General features: G+C 73.6%; 16 protein-coding genes. 6 read left to right on the top strand and 10 right to left on the bottom strand.

All coding sequences use genetic code 11. The features are described 5' to 3' along the window. Window positions 1-180 precede the first annotated feature (180 nt). Window positions 181-1782: a trypsin-like peptidase domain-containing protein gene (locus SD460_RS32705; RefSeq protein ID WP_318307189.1), complete on the top strand. Its 1602-nt coding sequence runs from the start codon at window positions 181-183 to the stop codon at window positions 1780-1782. Window positions 1783-2102: 320 nt separating this feature from the next. Here SD460_RS32705 and SD460_RS32710 read toward each other — a convergent pair whose 3' ends face one another. The 6 genes from SD460_RS32710 to SD460_RS32735 form a co-directional block, all read right to left on the bottom strand. Further along, window positions 2103-2675 carry a TetR/AcrR family transcriptional regulator gene (locus tag SD460_RS32710; RefSeq protein ID WP_290062800.1) on the bottom strand — a complete coding sequence of 191 codons (573 nt, stop codon included), beginning with the start codon at window positions 2673-2675 and terminating at the stop codon, window positions 2103-2105. Next, window positions 2672-4567: a YhgE/Pip domain-containing protein gene (locus SD460_RS32715; RefSeq protein WP_290062801.1), complete on the bottom strand. Its 1896-nt coding sequence runs from the start codon at window positions 4565-4567 to the stop codon at window positions 2672-2674. The genes SD460_RS32710 and SD460_RS32715 overlap by 4 nt, the downstream gene beginning before the upstream one ends. Beyond that, on the bottom strand, window positions 4564-5247 hold the full coding sequence (locus tag SD460_RS32720) for an ABC transporter ATP-binding protein (protein WP_318307190.1): 684 nt from the start codon (window positions 5245-5247) through the stop codon (window positions 4564-4566). The genes SD460_RS32715 and SD460_RS32720 overlap by 4 nt, the downstream gene beginning before the upstream one ends. 107 nt (window positions 5248-5354) lie before the next feature. Further along, window positions 5355-6275 (bottom strand): GNAT family N-acetyltransferase, encoded by a 921-nt coding sequence (locus tag SD460_RS32725; RefSeq protein ID WP_318307191.1) that lies wholly within the window; start codon window positions 6273-6275, stop codon window positions 5355-5357. Window positions 6276-6290: 15 nt separating this feature from the next. Continuing rightward, window positions 6291-7202, bottom strand: coding sequence for a GNAT family N-acetyltransferase (locus tag SD460_RS32730; RefSeq protein WP_290057749.1), 912 nt, complete (start codon window positions 7200-7202; stop codon window positions 6291-6293). After that, window positions 7199-8050: a class I SAM-dependent methyltransferase gene (locus SD460_RS32735; RefSeq protein ID WP_290057747.1), complete on the bottom strand. Its 852-nt coding sequence runs from the start codon at window positions 8048-8050 to the stop codon at window positions 7199-7201. The genes SD460_RS32730 and SD460_RS32735 overlap by 4 nt, the downstream gene beginning before the upstream one ends. A gap of 283 nt (window positions 8051-8333) precedes the next feature. Between SD460_RS32735 and rpsA the strand changes: the two genes are divergently transcribed. Next, a complete protein-coding gene (gene rpsA, locus SD460_RS32740; RefSeq protein WP_290057746.1) occupies window positions 8334-9833 on the top strand; it encodes a 30S ribosomal protein S1 in 1500 nt (499 codons plus the stop codon). Between the two features lie 325 nt (window positions 9834-10158). On the opposite strand, the gene SD460_RS32745 is transcribed toward rpsA, so the two are convergent. After that, entirely contained in the window at window positions 10159-10788 is a 630-nt protein-coding gene (locus SD460_RS32745) for a TetR/AcrR family transcriptional regulator (protein ID WP_290057745.1), read from the bottom strand. 195 nt (window positions 10789-10983) lie between these two features. On the opposite strand from SD460_RS32745, the gene SD460_RS32750 reads away from it, so the two are divergent. Next, window positions 10984-11430, top strand: coding sequence for an OsmC family protein (locus SD460_RS32750; RefSeq protein ID WP_290057743.1), 447 nt, complete (start codon window positions 10984-10986; stop codon window positions 11428-11430). Window positions 11431-11440: 10 nt separating this feature from the next. Here the strand turns inward: SD460_RS32750 and SD460_RS32755 are convergent, their stop codons facing one another. Further along, window positions 11441-11686 (bottom strand): hypothetical protein, encoded by a 246-nt coding sequence (locus SD460_RS32755; protein ID WP_290057742.1) that lies wholly within the window; start codon window positions 11684-11686, stop codon window positions 11441-11443. A 177-nt stretch (window positions 11687-11863) separates the two neighbouring features. On the opposite strand from SD460_RS32755, the gene coaE reads away from it, so the two are divergent. Then, window positions 11864-13048 carry a dephospho-CoA kinase gene (coaE, locus tag SD460_RS32760; RefSeq protein WP_290057741.1) on the top strand — a complete coding sequence of 395 codons (1185 nt, stop codon included), beginning with the start codon at window positions 11864-11866 and terminating at the stop codon, window positions 13046-13048. On the opposite strand, the gene SD460_RS32765 is transcribed toward coaE, so the two are convergent. Both SD460_RS32765 and SD460_RS32770 read right to left on the bottom strand, forming a co-directional pair. Next, the gene (locus tag SD460_RS32765; protein WP_290057740.1) at window positions 13045-14553 is read right to left on the bottom strand and encodes an ArnT family glycosyltransferase; all 1509 of its coding nucleotides are present in this window, start codon (window positions 14551-14553) and stop codon (window positions 13045-13047) included. The two genes, coaE and SD460_RS32765, sit on opposite strands and share 4 nt — an antisense overlap. A gap of 100 nt (window positions 14554-14653) precedes the next feature. After that, window positions 14654-15172: a ribonuclease FAU-1 family protein gene (locus SD460_RS32770; RefSeq protein WP_290057738.1), complete on the bottom strand. Its 519-nt coding sequence runs from the start codon at window positions 15170-15172 to the stop codon at window positions 14654-14656. A 105-nt stretch (window positions 15173-15277) separates the two neighbouring features. On the opposite strand from SD460_RS32770, the gene SD460_RS32775 reads away from it, so the two are divergent. Together SD460_RS32775 and SD460_RS32780 are read left to right on the top strand one after the other, a co-directional pair. Further along, window positions 15278-16912, top strand: a complete 1635-nt coding sequence (locus SD460_RS32775) for a DUF5685 family protein (RefSeq protein WP_290057737.1) — start codon at window positions 15278-15280, stop codon at window positions 16910-16912. 12 nt (window positions 16913-16924) lie between these two features. Then, window positions 16925-17524, top strand: a complete 600-nt coding sequence (locus tag SD460_RS32780) for a carboxymuconolactone decarboxylase family protein (RefSeq protein WP_290057736.1) — start codon at window positions 16925-16927, stop codon at window positions 17522-17524. Window positions 17525-17545: the final 21 nt, after the last annotated feature.

Raw genomic sequence — 17545 nt, forward strand, 5'->3', positions numbered from 1 at the left:
TGCTCTTTCGGGCAGATCGCCCGGCGCGTTCCGGGGTGCCGTCGAACGGTCTCCGTACGCACCCGCGGACGAAAACCGTTGGCATTGCGACGAACGGTGGACTCCGTTCGGGTGAGCCATTACCGCTGGGTAGGGAGGTCGGCGCCCGCGGCGCGGCGATCACGGCGTAGGGTCCGCCGAATGGGGTTCGAGCGTGAGCGACGACGCTGGCGGGTCCGGCTGCACGACGAACTCGGCCGGGTGTGCGGGGCGGGCACGGTACTGGACGAGTACCACGTGCTGACGAGCGCGCACGTCGTCGAGACGGCCGGCGGGCCGAAGTCCGCGCTGACCGTCGACTTCGTCGGCTTGGCCGAGGCGCTGCCCGGCACCGCGACCGTCGTCGAGGGCTGCTGGGTGCCCTCCGACGGCGGCGGGCACGGCGATCTCGCCCTGCTGCGCCTCGAACGCCCCGAGTCGCGCGTGTTCCGCGCGCCGCTGCACCGCATGCCGCTCGGTGAACACCAGCTCGTGCGCGCGTTCGGGTTCCCGCCCGGCTCGGTCGGCCGGTGGACGCACGCCCGCCTCGGCGCCCCGGAACCGACCGGCGGCGAGTGGGTCCGCCTGTTCCGCACCGCCGAAGCCGAACCGCTCGGCCCCGGGTTCGGCGGCACGGCGGTGCTCGACGAAGCGACCGGCCACGTCGTCGGCGTCGTCGTCGGCAAGGACACCGGGACGTGGATGGTCCCCGTCGAGACGATGCTCGGCCACCTGCCGCAGCTGAGCATCTGGACGTCCGGCAGCCCGGCCGTCGACGCGAGCTTCTCGCGCCCGGTGGGCGAAGCCGTCGACGTCTCGTTCGTGCGGCAGGTCGCCGACTGGTTCGCGAAAGCCGAGCCCGGCACGGTCTGGGTGGTCGACACCGGCGAGGCGGGCTCACCCGTCGCGGCGGCCCTGCGGTTCGGCATCGTCCTCGCCGACCGCGAACGCTCACTCGGCGTGTCGGGCCTGCCGCCCGCGTTCGGGCCGATGCCGCCGGCGGGCAGCGTCGACCTCGCCGTCGACGCGACCGGCCGCACCGCCGACGCCGTCCGCCACCGCATCGCCGACCGCCTGACGAACGGCGTCGCCGGCCGCACCCTGGTCGTCGACGCGATCGACGACTCGGCCGAACCCGACCGCTTGGTCGGCGAGGTGCTCGCGCCCCTGGCCGGCCGCGCGGCCGAGCTGGGCCTGCGGTTGCTGCTCGGCTTCCGCGAGGAGTCGTCCCCGGGCGTGGCGGCGGTCCGCGCGGGCACGGCGGCGGCCCGCCCGGCCCCGGACGACCTCGCCGGCCGGCTCGAGGTGCTGACGCAGGCCGTCGAGGAGCTCTCGGAGATCGAGTCCTACCAGCTGCGCGTGGCGACGCGCTTCACGGGCGTGGCGATGCTCCCGGCCCGCGCCCACCGCCTCCGCGGCGCCCTCAAGCAGCTGCGTTCGGCCGAGGTCGACGGCGACGCGGAGTGGGTGGAGCGCCACATCGACAGCCACGAGCACGCGGTCGCCCCCGCAGTCGAGGACGGCCGCCGCCAGCGCGCGGTCCTCGACGCGTTGATGGCCCGCCGCGAGGAACTGCGAGCCCGCCTGGCGGCCGACAACGAGCTGGCCCGCGAACACGGCCTGGACGGCGACCCGGAACTGGACCAGGCCTACGTCCCGGCGAAGCGCCTGCTGATCGACGGCCCGTGCGAGCTGACGGCAGCGGCAACAGCGGTGGACACGTACGCGGCGGCGGTCCGGTCACGCTTGGAAGGCCGCGGCTGAGCTCCTGCCGTGAAGGACCCCTTCACGGCTTTCGGCGCGCGAAATTGTCGGTGCCTGCCGGTAGCGTGGAAAACGGGGGCGCCCCCGCGCGGCCGCCTCTCAACCCGGCTCGAGCGCCCCAATGTGGCGTTGGTTGCGTCTAGCGCACCCAATGTGGCGTTCGGTGCGTCAGACGCACCGAACGCCACATTGGGGCGCTTGTCGGCCAGCGAAACCCCGGCCAGCGAAACCCCGGCCAGCGGAGCCGCGGCCAGCGGGGCTGCGGTGAGCGAGCGACGTGGGGAGCGCCCGGGTGAGCGAGCAGCGCGGAGCCGGCGTGGCTAGCGGCGGCCCAGGCCGCGGATCAGCACCATCACCGCGTCCCGCACCTCCGCCTTCGTCCGCTGCGGCCCGAACACCTGCCAGTCCAGCGCCACCACCAGCATGGTCCCGAACAACCCGGCCGCCGCCGTCGGGATCTCCACTCCCTCCGGCAGCCGGCCCGCCTCGTCCAGCCGGGACAGCTGGTGCTTCACGATCGAGATGATCTCCTCGCGCAGCAGCGAAAGCGTCCCGTGCCACTGGCCCGGCGTCCGCCACAACTCGCTCACCAGGATCTGCGAAAACCCCGGGTACAGCGCGATGAACTCCAGCGTCGTGTCGACCTGCGCCTCGATCACGTCCAGTGGATCACCGGAAGAGACCGCCGCGCGCAGCCGGAGCGCGAGCATGTCCACCCCGTACCGCAGCAGGGCGTCGACCAGCCCGTCCTTGGACCCGAAGTTGTAGTACACCGTCCCCTTCGCGACGCCCGCCGCCGCCGCGATGTCGTCGACCGTCAGGCCGACCAGGCCGCGGCTCTTCGAGAGCTCCAGGGTGGCCTCGAAGAGCTTCTGCTTCGTCCCGCCGCTCACAGGCTCAGCTCGGGCTTGAGCGCGGACACCGTCCAAACGCGACGCTTCCGCGCGGCCAGCGTGGACACCAGGATCCCGCCCACCAGGTACGCGAGCAGCACGCCGATGTCGCCGAGCAGGTTCACCGTCGCCCCGCTGTAGAACAGGTGGCGGAAGCCGTCGATCGCGTAGCCCATCGGGAGCACCACGTGCAGCGGGTACAGCGCGTCCGGGATGGTCTGCCACGGGAACGTGCCGCCCGCGCTGACCAGCTGCAGCACCAGCAGCACCAGGCCGAGGAACTTCCCGACCGCGCCGAAGAACGCGTTCAGCGCGTGCACCACCGAAGTGAACGTCAGCGAAACGAGCACGGCGAACCCTATCGCGCCCAGCGGGTGCGCGATGTGGATGCCGACCAGCCACGTCACCGCGCCGAACAGCACGACCACCTGCGCGACGCCCAGCAGCGCCGAGGACAGCCAGCCGCCCACCGCGACGCGGAACGGGGACGCGCCCGCGGTCAGCGCGCGCGTCGACAGCGGCCGCAGGATCAGGAACAGCACGAACGCGCCGATCCAGGTGGCCAGCGAGATGAAGAACGGGGCCAGCCCCGCGCCGTACGTCCCCGCCGACGCCTCGCCGTTGGCGTTCACCGCCACCGGGTCCGCGATCGTGTTGGCCGTCGCGTTGCGGGTCGGGTCGTCCGGGTTCGGGATCTGCTGCAGGCCCGCAGCCAGCCCGTCGCGCAGCTTGACCGCGCCGTCCGCGAGCTGGTTCGTGCCGTTGACGGCGGTCTTCTCACCGTCGTTGAGCTGCGAAGCCCCGTCGCGAAGCTGGTTCGCGCCGTCGGACGCCTGCGCGATGCCGCTCGCCAGCTGCGGGGACGCGGCGGCGAGCTTGGCCGCGCCGTCGGACACCTGGCGGGCGCCGTCGGCCAGCTTCGCGAGGTCGCCGTTGGCCTGCTGGATCTTGCCGTTCGCCTGGTCGACGGGGGAGCGCAGCTGGTCGGCCTTCGCGAGGATCGCCTGCACCTGCGCTTCCGGCACGCCGGCGTCGCGCAGGTCGGTCTGGAGCTGGCTGCGGTAGGAGTCGAGCTTGCCCTGGATGTCGGACGACGCCGTCGCGGCGATCGAAGCCGCGTCGGCGACCTTCTGGTCCCCGGCGGCCACCTGCGAAGCGCCGTTGGCGAGCTGCTGCGTCTGCGAGGGCAGGGAAGCGGTGCCGCTCTTGAGCGTCCCGAGGCCGGTCGCCAGCGTCGACGAGCCGTCCGCGAGCTTGGCGGCGCCGTCGGCCAGCTGCTGCTGCCCCGACTTGAGCTGCGTCGCGCCGTCGGCGAGCTGCGCGGCGCCGTTCGACGCTTCCTGGATCTTGGCGTAGATCGTCGAGAAGCCGACGAGGAACCGGTCCGCGGCCTCGCTGCCGACCTTCTCCGCGATCGTCTTGCGCACCTGCTCCGCGACCTGCTTCGCGATCGTCCCGGACAGGTAGTTGTTGGCGTCGTTGGTGGTCAGCGTGATCGTCGCCTGCTGCGGCTGGAAGTTGCCGACCGACAGCAGCGCGGCGGAGAAGCCGCTCGGGATGCCGATCGCGAACGAGTACTTGTCGTCGCGGACGCCGTCGCGCGCTTCCTGCTCGGACACCTCGTGCCACTGGAAGGTGCCGGACTTGACCAGCTCGTCGGTCACCTCGCGGCCGACGTTGCGCTGCTGCCCGCTGGAGTCCTTCGCGCCGGTGTCGCTGGTGAAGACGGCGGCGGGCAGCTTGTCGAGGCGGCCGTAGGGGTCGTAGTTCGCGTAGAGGTAGAAGGACGCGTAGAGCAGCGGCACCAGCACGAGCGCGACCAGCGCGAGCTTCGGCATCGTGCCGGTGGACAGGCGGCGCAGTTCGTTGCGCGCGATCCGGAAGGCGTTCATGCGGGGTCTCCGTCAGTGCTCTCGGGGAGCTCTTCGGTGGGTTCGGGGGAGAAGTGCGGCGGCTCCGGCTGCTCGGCCGCGCCGAGGAGCGCGGGCGCGAAGGGCAGCGCCGACAGCGGGGTGGTCGCGGTCAGCACGACCACGGCGAGGCCGCGCCCGGCCAGCTCGCGGGCCAGCCCGGCCCAGCTTTCGACGTCGCTGGTGTGCCGGTCGGGGGTGTCGAGCACGAGCACGCGCACGCCCTTGCGCTCGGCGGCCAGCTCGGTGAGCAGCCGCGTGCGCAGGGTGGGCGCGAGGTTTTCGAACCGCGTACCGGCGAACGGCGCGGCGTCGTGCTCGCCGAGCCAGCGGGCGACGTCCTCCTTGCCCGCGGGGCGGTGCGCCAGCGCGAGCTCCTCGCCGGCGACCACGCGCAGGGGCAGGGCGTCGTCGGGCTCGCTGACGCCCGGCGCGTCGACGACCGCGACCAGTTCGGTCAGCGCCGCGTCGGCGCCCTCGGCGTGCACCGTGCCGGTGGTCGGCTTGAGCCGCCCGGCCAGCGCCAGGCCGAACGCCGTGACGCCGACCCCGGGTTCGCCGTGCACGATCGCCAGGTCGCCCTCGCCGAACGTCAGCGAGGTGGGCGGTAACAAGGTGCCGTGGTGCCCTTCGAGGGACACGCGATCGGCTCGGACCTGCACGGTTTCTCCCGCTTCGCGAACTTTTGAACTGACCGGTCAGTTCAAAAGCTAGCCCCCGTGGGAGCCCGCGGCAAGATCACCGGACGCACGTCACACGAGCGAGTGATTCACCGGAGCGCCCCCGCCGGGCGCACCTCCCAGCTCGTCCACAGTGGACGGTAGCCCTGCCGGTGCCAGAACACCGAGGACAGCGGGTTGGTCGGGTTGTAGTAGAGGTACGTGCGGGTGGCGCCGCCCCGGTGGAGCTCCCGGTGCACGTGCGCCATCAGCGCCCGGCCGAAGCCGCCGCCGCGCTCGCCCGGCGCGGTCACGACGTTGTTCACGTACCCCCAGCGGCCCGCCGGGAGCAGTTCGCCCGCCTCGCTCCCCGGTGCCGAGTCCACCCACGCGCAGTGCGCGAGCGCGCGGATCTCGCCGTCTTCTTCGGCCAGCCAGACGGCGGGTTCCGCCTCGTCGAGCGCGGCACGCAGGCCGGGTCCCAGCAGGTCCGCGGTGTTGGCCCGGCGGGGCGCGGCGACGAGGCCGGTGTAGTCGAAGGTCGCCACGGCGAGCGCGACCGCGGCGGCGTGGTCGGCGGGCCCGGCGCGGCGGACGGTGACCGCGTGGTCGGCCTCGACCGGCGGGGCGGTCCGCACGCCGACCGCCGACAGCGGGACCAGCCCGTGGTCGAGGAAGGCGCGGATCGCCTCGGCGTCCCGGCTGGGCCAGAGCACGACGCACGCCGAGTCGTCGCCGGTCTCCGCCGCGTCCAGCCGTCCTCGCAGCGCGCGCAGCAGCACGTCCACGCCCTCGGTGCCGGTGTCGCCGAAGTACGGGAAGAGCTGCCAGGTGTCGGCGGCCGACCACAGCATCGGGACGTCGCCGTCGCCGAACCGGTGCCGCTGGAGCACGCCGGTCACCTGCGTGCCGTTCGCGGTGGCCGCGTCGAGCCGCTCGCCTTCGGCGGGCGGCGCGGCGGGCGGGAGCAGCGCGTCGACCGCCGCGAACCGCGCCTGGTGGGCCGCGAGCAGCGGCCGCGCGATCTCCATGGTTCCCCCTTGTGATCAGGACCAGGCGGGGCGCCGGATCCACATGGTCCACAGTGGACGATAGCCCTGCCGGTGCCAGAACACCGGCGAAAGCGGGTTCGCCGGGTGGTAGAAGAGGAACGTCCCGAGCGAACCCGGCCGGAGCAGTTCCCGGTGCGCCACCGCCATCAGCGCCCGGCCGACGCCGCCACCGCGGGCCGCGGGCGCCACCGACAGCGTGTCGACGTACCCCCAGCGCCCCGGTCGCAGCCGCCCGTGGATGCTGTCGCCCGGCGCCGGGGCGGCCAGCGCGCACGCGGCCAGCCCGGCCGGGACGCCGTCGTCCTCCGCGAGCCAGACCAGGCCGCTGAAGCGCAGCGAACGGACGACCTCCGCGCGCAGCAGCGCCCGCGCGCCCGGCCGCGGGACCGCGGTGCCGACCAGCGACGTGTACCGCCACTCGGCCAGCCGCAGGTCCGTCAGCGCTTCGACGTCGGCGCTCCCGGCGAGCCGGACGGTCACCCGCGCCGGCCCGGGGTCCGCCGGGGGTTCCGGCGGCCGCACCGCCAGGCAGGTCGACGGCGTGAACCCGTGCGCCAGCAGGACCGCCGACGCCTCGGTGTCGCGGCTCGGCCAGGCCAGCGTGCAGCCCGAGTCCGGGTTCGGCCGGGTCCCGCGCAACCGCTCGCGCCATGCGTCCAGCAACGCGGCGAGGCCCGCCGCGCCGCTGTCGCCTGGCACCGCGGTCAGGTCCCAGACCTCCGACGGCCCCCACAGCGCGGGCCACGAGCCCGCCGCGTGCACGTGGTGCGCCAGCAGGCCGCCCGCCTTCCGGCCGCCGGTGCGCACGACGAGCGGCTCGCTGACCGCCGGCGGAGCCGCGATCGGGGGCAGCAGGGGGTCGAGCGCGGCGAACCGCGCGTTCTGCTGCTCCTCGAGGGAGCTCACGAGCGGCGCGTGCGGAAGATGGCCGTGCCGGGGAAGAGCTTGCCGCGCAGCGGGCTCCACTGGCCCCAGACCCGCGTGTGCCCGGCCGGCCACTCGGGCTCGATCAGGTCGGTCAGCGCGAACCCGGCCGCGGCCAGCGCCCGCACGTAGTCGCCGAGGGTGTGGTGGTACTCGACGTAGGTGGCGGTGCCCTCGTCGTCGACCTCGACGTACGGGGTCCGGTCGAAGTAGGGCTGGGTGACGGTGAGCCCCTGCGGGCCCGGGTCGTCGGGGAAGATCCACCGCATCGGGTGAGTCACCGAGAACACCCACGGCGCGCCCGGCCGCAGCACCCGGTGCACTTCGGCGAAGACCGCGTCGACCGAGGCGACGAACGGGATCGCGCCGAAGGCCGAGCAGGCGGCGTCGAAGCTGCCGGACGCCAGCGGCAGGTACTCGGCGTTGGCCTGCACGAGCGGCACGGCGAGGCCGGTGCGCTCGTTGCCTTCGCGGGCGTGGCGCAGCATGCCGGCGGACAGGTCGGTCGCCACGGCGCGGGCACCCTGCTCGGTGAGCCAGCGCGAGCACGCGGCCTGCCCGCAGCCGACCTCCAGCACGCGCCGGCCGCGGACGTCGCCGAGCAGCCGCGCCTCCGCCTCGCGCACGCCCTCCGGGCACCAGACGAAGTCGGCGTCGCCGAGGAAGCCGCCGTGCTCGGCCTGGTAGTCGTCGGCGTCGGCGTCCCACCACGCGAGGTTCGCCGCCGCGGCTTCCGGGCCGCCGACCTCGCGGTACGCGACCGCGGCGGTGCCCAGCCGGTGCTCGGCCGCGTCGTGGCGCCCCGGCGCGGGCGGCTCCTCCGGTGGCATGATGGTGGTCTCCGGTCCCTGGGGGTTTGCTTCCGCGAGGACCTTAGCGAGCGGCGGGGACCCTGATTGTGCCGCCCGGTGACCGCCGCGTAGGATAAGTGTTAGCGCAGTGGGTTCGCGCTGCCTTCCGCTCAGCTTCTGGTTGGGACTCGGGTCGCGCACCGTATGCGGGTCATGCCGCGGTCGTTCACTGGATGGACGTTTGCTCGCAGGGTCGTCGCATGCACCCATTCGCGCCGACAACTGCCAACCCTCGATTCCATCCACCGGAGCAACCCGCCTAATGACCACCGACACCGCCACCGCCCCGACCGCCCCCACCGGGGCCCCGCAGGTCGCCATCAACGACATCGGGTCGGAGGAAGACTTCCTCGCGGCTATCGACAAGACGATCAAGTACTTCAACGATGGCGACATCGTCGAAGGCACGATCGTCAAGGTCGACCGCGACGAGGTCCTGCTCGACATCGGCTACAAGACCGAGGGTGTCATCCCCTCGCGTGAGCTCTCCATCAAGCACGATGTCGACCCGGCTGAGGTTGTCACCGTCGGCGATGAGGTCGAAGCCCTCGTTCTCCAGAAGGAGGACAAGGAAGGCCGTCTGATCCTGTCCAAGAAGCGCGCGCAGTACGAGCGCGCCTGGGGCACGATCGAGGAGCTCAAGGAGAAGGACGAGCCCGTCAAGGGCACCGTCATCGAGGTCGTCAAGGGCGGCCTCATCCTGGACATCGGCCTGCGCGGCTTCCTCCCCGCGTCCCTGGTCGAGATGCGCCGCGTCCGCGACCTGCAGCCGTACGTCGGCCGCGAGCTCGAGGCGAAGATCATCGAGCTGGACAAGAACCGCAACAACGTGGTCCTGTCCCGCCGCGCCTACCTCGAGCAGACCCAGTCCGAGGTGCGCAGCGAGTTCCTCAACGCGCTCGCCAAGGGCCAGGTCCGCAAGGGCGTCGTGTCGTCCATCGTCAACTTCGGTGCCTTCGTGGACCTGGGTGGCGTCGACGGCCTGGTGCACGTTTCCGAGCTGTCCTGGAAGCACATCGACCACCCGTCCGAGGTCGTCGAGGTCGGCCAGGAGGTCACGGTCGAGGTTCTGGACGTCGACATGGACCGCGAGCGCGTCTCGCTGTCGCTGAAGGCGACCCAGGAAGACCCGTGGCGCCAGTTCGCCCGCACCCACGCGATCGGCCAGATCGTGCCGGGCAAGGTCACCAAGCTCGTCCCGTTCGGCGCGTTCGTGCGCGTCGAGGAGGGCATCGAGGGCCTGGTGCACATCTCGGAGCTGGCCGAGCGCCACGTCGAGATCCCGGAGCAGGTCGTCCAGGTCAACGGCGACGTCATGGTCAAGGTCATCGACATCGACCTCGAGCGCCGTCGCATCTCGCTGTCGCTGAAGCAGGCGAACGAGGGCGTCACGCCGGACACCGAGTTCGACCCGACCCAGTACGGCATGGCCGCCGAGTACGACGCCGAGGGCAACTACATCTACCCCGAAGGCTTCGACCCGGACACCCAGGAGTGGCAGGAAGGCTTCGACAAGCAGCGTGAGGAGTGGGAGCGCCAGTACGCCGAGGCGCACACTCGTTACGAAGCCCACATGAAGCAGGTCCAGAAGGCCGTCGAAGCCGACGCGGAGGCCGCGGCCGACGCGGCGACCGGCATCGAAGGCGGCGCGGAAAGCTACACCTCGGGTTCGGCCCCGGCCGACACCAAGAGCAGCGGCGGCACCCTCGCCTCCGACGAGCAGCTCGCGGCTCTCCGCGAGAAGCTCTCCGGCGGTGCGTGAGCACTAGCGCTCTGAGCTGAACCACGGAACCCCCGGTCCACTTCGGACCGGGGGTTCCGTCTTGCCTGGGGCCGACTGGCGGATCTGGGGCTGGGCGAGGAGCCGGGACCGGCGCTGGTGCGTGAGTCGGACCCGGAACCGGCCGAGAGGCCTGGGTTCGGGGCTGGGCCTGGCGCGGGCGTACCCGGAGCGAGCCTGGGGTGGGGCCCGGCGCAGGGCGGAAGTCGGAGCCGGGGCAAGAAGCCTGGAGCCGGCAGTCACCGGGTGGCGCAAGCCGCGCAGCCGGGGGTGGCGTTGCCGGCCGCCGGCTGGCGAGCGCCGCGGGTCAGCGCAGCCCGAGGCCGCGCATCATCGCGGTGACGCCCTGCCGGTACATCTCCTCGTTCGCCTCTTCGGTCGGCGGGATGAACCAGTCCACCAGCGGACTCCGTGACGCCAGCAGCAGCTGCGAACCCACCAGCCCGTGCATCGCCGTCCACAGCTGGTACGCCGCGGCCTGGGCGTTCGCGCCCGGCGGGCACACCCGCTGGACGCGCTCGACGAACATCCGGAACGTCGTCCGCAGGACGGCCGACCGCAGGGCCGGGTCCGGGTCGAAGCCGGGCACCGGGCGCTCGAACATCAGCGCGTAGCGAGCCGGGCTCTCGAGGGCGAAGCGCCGGTACTCGAGGGCCAGGTGCAGCACGTCCGCGACGCCGTCCGCGCTCGAGGGCGGCAGGGTCTCGAGCATCTCCCGCAGCGAGTCGAAAGTGCGCTCGTACAGGGCGTCGAGCAGACCCGCGCGGCCCCCGAAGCGGGCGTACACCGAGATCGTCGACGCGCCGGCCGCCTCGGCGACGCCGCGCACCGTCAGGCTCGGGACGCCCCGGTTCACCAGCACGGAAAGCGCGGCGTCGAGGAAGCGCTCGCGGCTGCCCTGGTCGGCCGGGCGCATCGGCAGGTGCCTGGTGGCCATCGGCGCACCCCCTTCACGACCGCCGGGCGCGGCCGGCGTCCGGGCGACTCACCCGCAGCAGAAGATACGATATCCCGCGCGTCTTGGGAATGCGGCGGATGTCCGGATCTGCGGTGTTCCCGTCCGTTGGACGCAGGTCCGAGCACCGCGCGGGCGGCCGGCGATCGAAGAACCACCCTGGGAGGAACTGATCCGATGGAGCGCCCCGAGCCCGGCACGGTCGTCGTCACCGCGAGCGGCGACGGCACCTACACGCAGCAGGTCACGACGGCCACCCACGCGCTGCTCGTCGACGAGCCGGTCGTGGTCGGTGGCGCGGACGCCGGCCCGAACCCGTACGAGCTGCTGCTGGCGTCGCTGGGTTCGTGCACCGCGATCACGCTGCGGATGTACGCCGACCGCAAGGGCATCCCGCTCACCCGGGCGACGGTCCGGCTGCGCCACGACCGCATCCACGCGCGCGACTGCGAGCGGTGCGAGACGGAGATCGGCCTGCTCAGCCGGATCACGCGCGAGATCGAGCTCGAAGGCGACCTCGACGACGAGCAGCGCGCCAAGCTCATGGTGATCGCGGACAAGTGCCCGGTGCACCGCACGCTGTCGTCGGAGATCGTGATCGAGACGCGCGAAACCGGCCGCTGACCGGCGGCGGTCAGGCGGCGCGGACGGTCGCGGTCGCCGCGCGCGGGACGACGGCCGGCACCCAGATGCGCTCGAGCGCGGCGGCGCGGGCTTTGCGGCGGAGGCCGGCGAAGCTGTGCTTGGCCGGGACCAGCAGGGCACTCAGCCAGGTCCGCCGGTAGTCGGTCAAGGCGTCGGCGACCGGGCGGTGGACGAGGCAGTGCACCAGCCCCGGCGTGCCGAGCCGGTGCTTCCCGACGTGCTTGCTGTCCGCCATCGTTCCTCCGCCGTGGGCGACTCTTGTCGCGCGACGGTACGCACCGGCGCAGGCGGGGGTGGGTAAGCAACACGGCGTGTCCGGATATCGGTTGAGTCACGCGTCACGATCGCGCCCGTTCGTCGGAGACGACTCCGCCGGACGGCCGGAGCGCGGTACCTGACTAGGGTGATCGGCATGTTGCGTGTGGGGTTGACGGGTGGGATCGGGGCCGGGAAGTCGACCGTGGCGAACCGGCTCGCCGAGCTCGGGGCCGTCCTCGTGGACTCGGACCGGATCGCTCGCGAGGTCGTCGAGCCCGGGACCGAGGGGCTGGCCCGGCTGGTCGAGGAGTTCGGCGACGCGATCCTCGCCGCCGACGGGTCGCTCGACCGGCCCGCGCTGGCCGCGAAGGCGTTCGCCGACGACGAGTCGCGGCGGCGGCTCAACGCGATCGTGCACCCCCTCGTCGGCGCGCGCACCGGGGAGCTGATGGCCGCCGCGCCGCCGGACGCGATCGTCGTCCACGACATCCCGCTGCTGGTCGAGAACGGTCTCGCGACGGTGTACCACCTGGTCGTCGTGGTCGACGCGCCCGTCGAGGTGCGGGTGCGCCGGCTCGTGTCGGCGCGCGGGATGGCCGAGGAGGACGCGCGGGCGCGGATCCGCGCGCAGGCGAGCACCGAGCAGCGCCGCGCCGTCGCCGACGTCTGGCTGGACAACGGCGGCGCCGAAGACGCCGTGCTCGCCGAGGTCGACGCGCTGTGGACGGACCGGCTGGTGCCGTTCGAGGCGAACGTGCGCCTGCGCCGGCCGCGGCCGCCGATGCCGCCGAAGATCGCCGAATACGACCCGACCTGGCCGGCGCAGGCCGAGCGCGTGCTCGCCCGGGTCCGCACCGCGGCGGGGGAACTCGCGCGCCGCGCCGACCACATCGGCTCGACGGCGGTCTCCGGCCTGCCCGCCAAGGACATCCTGGACCTGCAGCTGACCGTGGCCACCCTGGCCGACGCGGACACTCTGCTGGAGCTGCTCTCCGACGCGGGCTTCCCCCGGCTGGCGGGCGATTGGGGCGACGACGCCCAGGACGGCTCCGGGACCTGGCCCAAGCGCCTGCACGTCGGCGGCGACCCCCAGCGGCCGGTGAACCTGCACGTCCGGTCCACCGAGACCCCCGCGTGGCGGCTCGCGCTGCTCTTCCGCGACTTCCTGCGCGCCAACGCGGCCGAGCGCGACGACTACCGCGACGTCAAGCTGCGACTGGCCACGGCGCACGCCGCGGACCGCACGGTCGAGGCCTACGCCGACGAGAAGCAGGAGTGGGTCAACGGCGCGTTCGCCCGCGCGGAGAAGTGGGCGGCGGCCACCGGCTGGACGCCCTAAGCACGCATGTCCTTGAGCTGCGGCCAGATCTCGGCCCAGCTCGCGGTCCGGCCGGTGAGCAGCCAGACGGGCATGTGCTCGCTCGCGTTGCGCACCCCGAGGCGGTTGCCGACCTGCCCGACGATCCGCGCGTCGCCGAAGTGCTTCGCGAGCTTCGACGGGTCGTAGCCGACGTAGAGGACGTTGCCCGCGCGGTCGTCCGGACGGCCGAAGTACCAGAAGCCCCGGCTCGGGCTGTACGCCTCGGGCAGGCCCTGCTCCGGCCCGTACCGGCCGAGCGCGCCGGCCTGCCAGTAGCCGCCGGTGACGACGGCCGTGCCCGGCGGCGCGGTGCGGTGCAGCGCGGCGACGTCGTGGGCCAGGTCCGGCCAGCCGATCTCCTCGGCGGCGTACGCGGGCCGCGGCGCGCCCGGGTGGTCGACGAGCCAGTGCGCCGGCCACAGCGGCAGCGTGAAGGGCAGGCTGAACAGGGCGGACACCGCGAACACCGGCCAGGACGGCATCCACCGCCACCACCGCGACGGCGGCCGCGCTTCCAGGTGCACGGCGGCGGCCGCCCACAGCACGCCGAACGTCCCGCTCGCGTAGTAGTACCGCCCGTTCGCGACCACGAACACCGCGACGACGCCCAGCGCCGTCCAGCCGAGGAACCGGTAGGGCCGCAGTTCCCGGCTCACGAGCAGCACGGTGACGCCGTAGAGCACGCCGAGCGCGCCGATCACCCAGCCGGCACCGGCCAGGAGGTTCGGGAGGAAGGTCTCGCGGCCACCCGCCGCGTCGACCTCCGCGCCGACCGCGTCACCCATACCGAGCTGCGGCCAGCCGTTCGCGCGCTGCCACAGGAACGTGGGCACCAGCGAGACGGCGGCGATCAGCGCTCCCAGCCAGAGCTTTGGGCGGCGCAGCAGCTCACGCGGCCCGAACACGAGCACCGCCAGGCCCGCCACCAGCCAGAACGCGCCGATGAGCAGCTTGCCGTTGAGCGCCACCGCCGTCACGACGCCGAGCCAGACCAGGAGCGTGTCGTCCCGCGTGCGGACCCAGCGGACCAGCAGCCACAGCACGAGCGTCCACAGCAGCGGGTCGAGCGTCGACGTCGCGAGGTAGTGCCCGCTGCCGACGAACTGGCCGCAGATCGCGTACGCCGCCGCGGCGCGGGCCTGCGCCTTGCGCCGCCCACCGAGCTCGCGCGCGATCAGCGCGGTGACGACGACCCCGGCGGCGGTCGCCAGGATCGCCGGGAGGCGGAACACGACCAGCGAACCGGGCGCGAGCGTGTTCATGACCCAGGCGAGGGCGGGCACGAGCGGCGGCTGATCGGCGTAACCCCACGCCAGGTGCTTCGCGGCGGCGAGGAAGTACAGCTCGTCGCCGAAGTAGCCGTAGCGGCCGGCGACGAGGAGCAGAGCCGTCGCGGTGCCCGCCGCGAGCAGGAGGACCGGCCGCCGGGCGAACGGCGCGAGGTCGGCTTTCACCTGGTCAGGGGCCGTGGCAACGGCGTCCATCGTGCTCCTGCTCCTCGTCGGCGCCCGGTCTCCCGCACCCTACGTGCGCCGGGGTGGCGCCACCGCACGGGCGGCGGTGCCCGGGACGCGGCTCACAGGGCTAGGGGTGGCGCCGCCAGGTGAGCGTGATGTCCTTCGTGGACAGCCAGGCCGAGAGGTCGTAGCCGTGCGCGGCGAGCCCTTCCACCGCGGCGTAGGTCGTCTTCAGCGCGTACTCGGCGTCTTCGGTGGTGACGAGGCCGGCGGCGTGGGCTTCGAGGAGCTCATCGGAGTCGATCACCCGCAGCGACAGCTTGTCCTTGAGCACCAGGTCGACGTAGAGGTCGGTGGCGACCCAGCGCGGGCCGTCGCGGCGGACGCGGACGACGTCGAGGTAGAAGTCCTGGTCGCGCTCGTGGCCAGGGGAGAACCAGAAGTCGGTGAAGCGGAGGCCGAGCCCGGGCACCAGCCACGACTCGAGGTAGTGGAACTGCGCGCGCCCCGGCGCCGGGCGCGCGAGGTACAGGCCGAACGGCTCCTCGCGGTACTCCTCGACCTCCCGGTGGATGCCCTTCGGGTCGATGTTCACGCGCGCGGCGGGGTCGAAGACCTCCACCTTCGGGGGATGCAGTGCGGCCATGCGGTCATCCTGCCGGGCCGGTCACGAATCGCGTACTCCCGCCGGGTGCGCCACACGTTCGGGCTAAGGTGCGCCGACTGACCGGGAACCGAGGGGGAACTGGGGATGTTCGGGATCATCCGGCCGTGCCGTCACCGGCTGTCCGCCGGCCTGCACGCGGACTGGCTGGCGCACCTGTGCGGGCTCTGCCTCACGCTCCGTGACGAGCACGGCCAGTTCGCGCGGGTCGTCACCAACTACGACGGGCTGATCATCTCGGCACTGGTCGAGGCCCAGACGCCGCAGCCGGACCGCCGCCGGGAAGCGGGCCCGTGCCCCCTGCGTGGCATGCGGACGGCCTCGGTCGCCCACGGCGAAGGCGCCCAGCTCGCGGCCGCGGTGTCCCTGGTACTGGCGGCGGCGAAGGTCGGCGACCACGTCGAGGACCGCGACGGACCGTTCGGCAGGCGCCCGGTGGCGTTCGCGGCCCGCCGGGTCGCGGCCCGCTGGGCGGATCAGGGCGGCCGCACGGGCGGCCGGGTCGGCTTCGACACGGCGCTGCTGACGGCGGCGGTCGAGCGCCAGGGCGCGCTCGAGCGGTCCCTCGGCACCGGGGATTCGCCGCTCCTGGCGACCGAGCCCGCCGAGCTGGCGACGTCGGCGGCGTTCGCCAGGACGGCGGAACTGGCCGGCCGCCCGGGCAACGCGGCCCCGCTGGCGGAGGCGGGCCGCCTGTTCGGACGGGTGGCCCACCTGCTGGACGCGGTGGAGGACCACGCGACCGACGCGGCGGCGGGCGCGTGGAACCCGTTGCTGGCCACGGGTACGGGCATGGCTGAGGCCCGGCGGCTGTGCGACGACGCGGTGATCGGGGTCGAGCTGGCGCTGCGGGAGGTGGAGTTCGCCGAGGCGGGGCTGGTGCACGCGTTGCTGGTCCACGAGCTGAGGCAGGCGGTCCGCCGGGCGTTCGGCCATGGGGCGGGGCACGGTCCTGCCGTGATGCCGGACGGCGTGCTCGGTCCCGAGCCGGGGGCTGCTGAGGGGTGGCCGGTGGCCGGGGCACTGGGGTCTCCCGCTGGGTGGCCGGTCGGCGGGGCGCCGGATTCCGCCGGGCAGCAGCCGCCGCCGGGGTGGATCGGGCCGGGGCCCACGCCTCCGCAGCATCCGCACCAGCCGCCCGGGTGGATCGGGCCCGGGCCGGGTCCGCAGCACCCGCACCAGGGGCCTGGGTGGGGCGGGTCTCCGCGGCCACACGGGTTTCCCCCGCCGGGGCCGATGCCGCCGCCGGGTGCTCCCGGAGGTGGGCCGGGTGGGCCTGGTGGTCGCGGTCCGGGAGGTCCGGGCGGCCCCGGTGGTCGGGGTCCCGGAGGCCCCGGAGGCCCCGGAGGCCCGGGTGGCCCCGGAGGCCCGGGTGGCCCAGGAGGCCCAGGAGGCCCCGGTGGCCAAGGCCCGGGAGGCCCCGGTGGCCCAGGAGGGCCTGGTGGCCCAGGTGGTCCCGGAGGCCCGGACGGTCCCGGCAACCCCGAGCCCCTCAACGGCAAGGGCGGCGGTCTCTGGTACCCGAAATTCGCCGTCCCCCCGAAGAAGCGCAACTTCCTCCTCGGCTGCGCCCTGACCCCCTACATGTGCTGCACCTGCCAATTCTGCTGCCGCGATCCCTACCCTGGCCCGTGGAGCGGGAAACCGCACACGAGCGGCGGCTGCGACTGCGGTGGCTGCGACGGCTGCTGCGACTGCTGCTCCTGCTGTGACTGCGGCTGAGAGGGGAACGCGATGACCGACCCGATGGCGCAGCTCCACACCCGGGGCCGCGAGAACTTCACCGAGCTCGTCGAGGGCGGGGGAGCCCGGCTCGACGCGCTCTTCGCCACGATCCCGGCCCTCGGCGAACTGGCCGTCGGGACGGTCTACGGCCACCTCCACGACCGGCCGGCCCTCGACGCCCGGACTCGCGAAGCCGCGACGCTCGCCGCCATCGTCGCGGCCGGGATGGTGGGGCCGCCGTTGAGCGTGCACCTGCGGACCGGGCTGGCCTCGGGGCTGGCGCCGGCGGAGGTCTGCGAAGTCGTCGTCCAGACGGCCGCCTTCGCCGGGTTCCCGCGGGCCGTTTCCGCCGCCGACCAGCTGAACCGCCTCTTCGAAGGCCACGGCCTGCCGATCCCGCCGCCGCCCTCGCCTCGGGAGGTCGTGCTTGCGCACCTCGCGGCCGAGGGCGGCGTGCCCGGCGAGTTCCCGCGGGTCGAGGTGCAGGCCGTGGGTCCCGACCGCGTCCTGGTCTCCTGCTTCGGCGACGACCCCGCTCCCGGCGCGGTCCTGCACTGCACCGTGACCGACGGGAAAGTGACCTCGCTTACGGTCTACCGACCCTCCTGACCAGGGCCGACGGAAATTGTC

Source organism: Amycolatopsis solani (assembly GCF_033441515.1).
Classification (GTDB): Bacteria; Actinomycetota; Actinomycetes; order Mycobacteriales; family Pseudonocardiaceae; genus Amycolatopsis; species Amycolatopsis solani.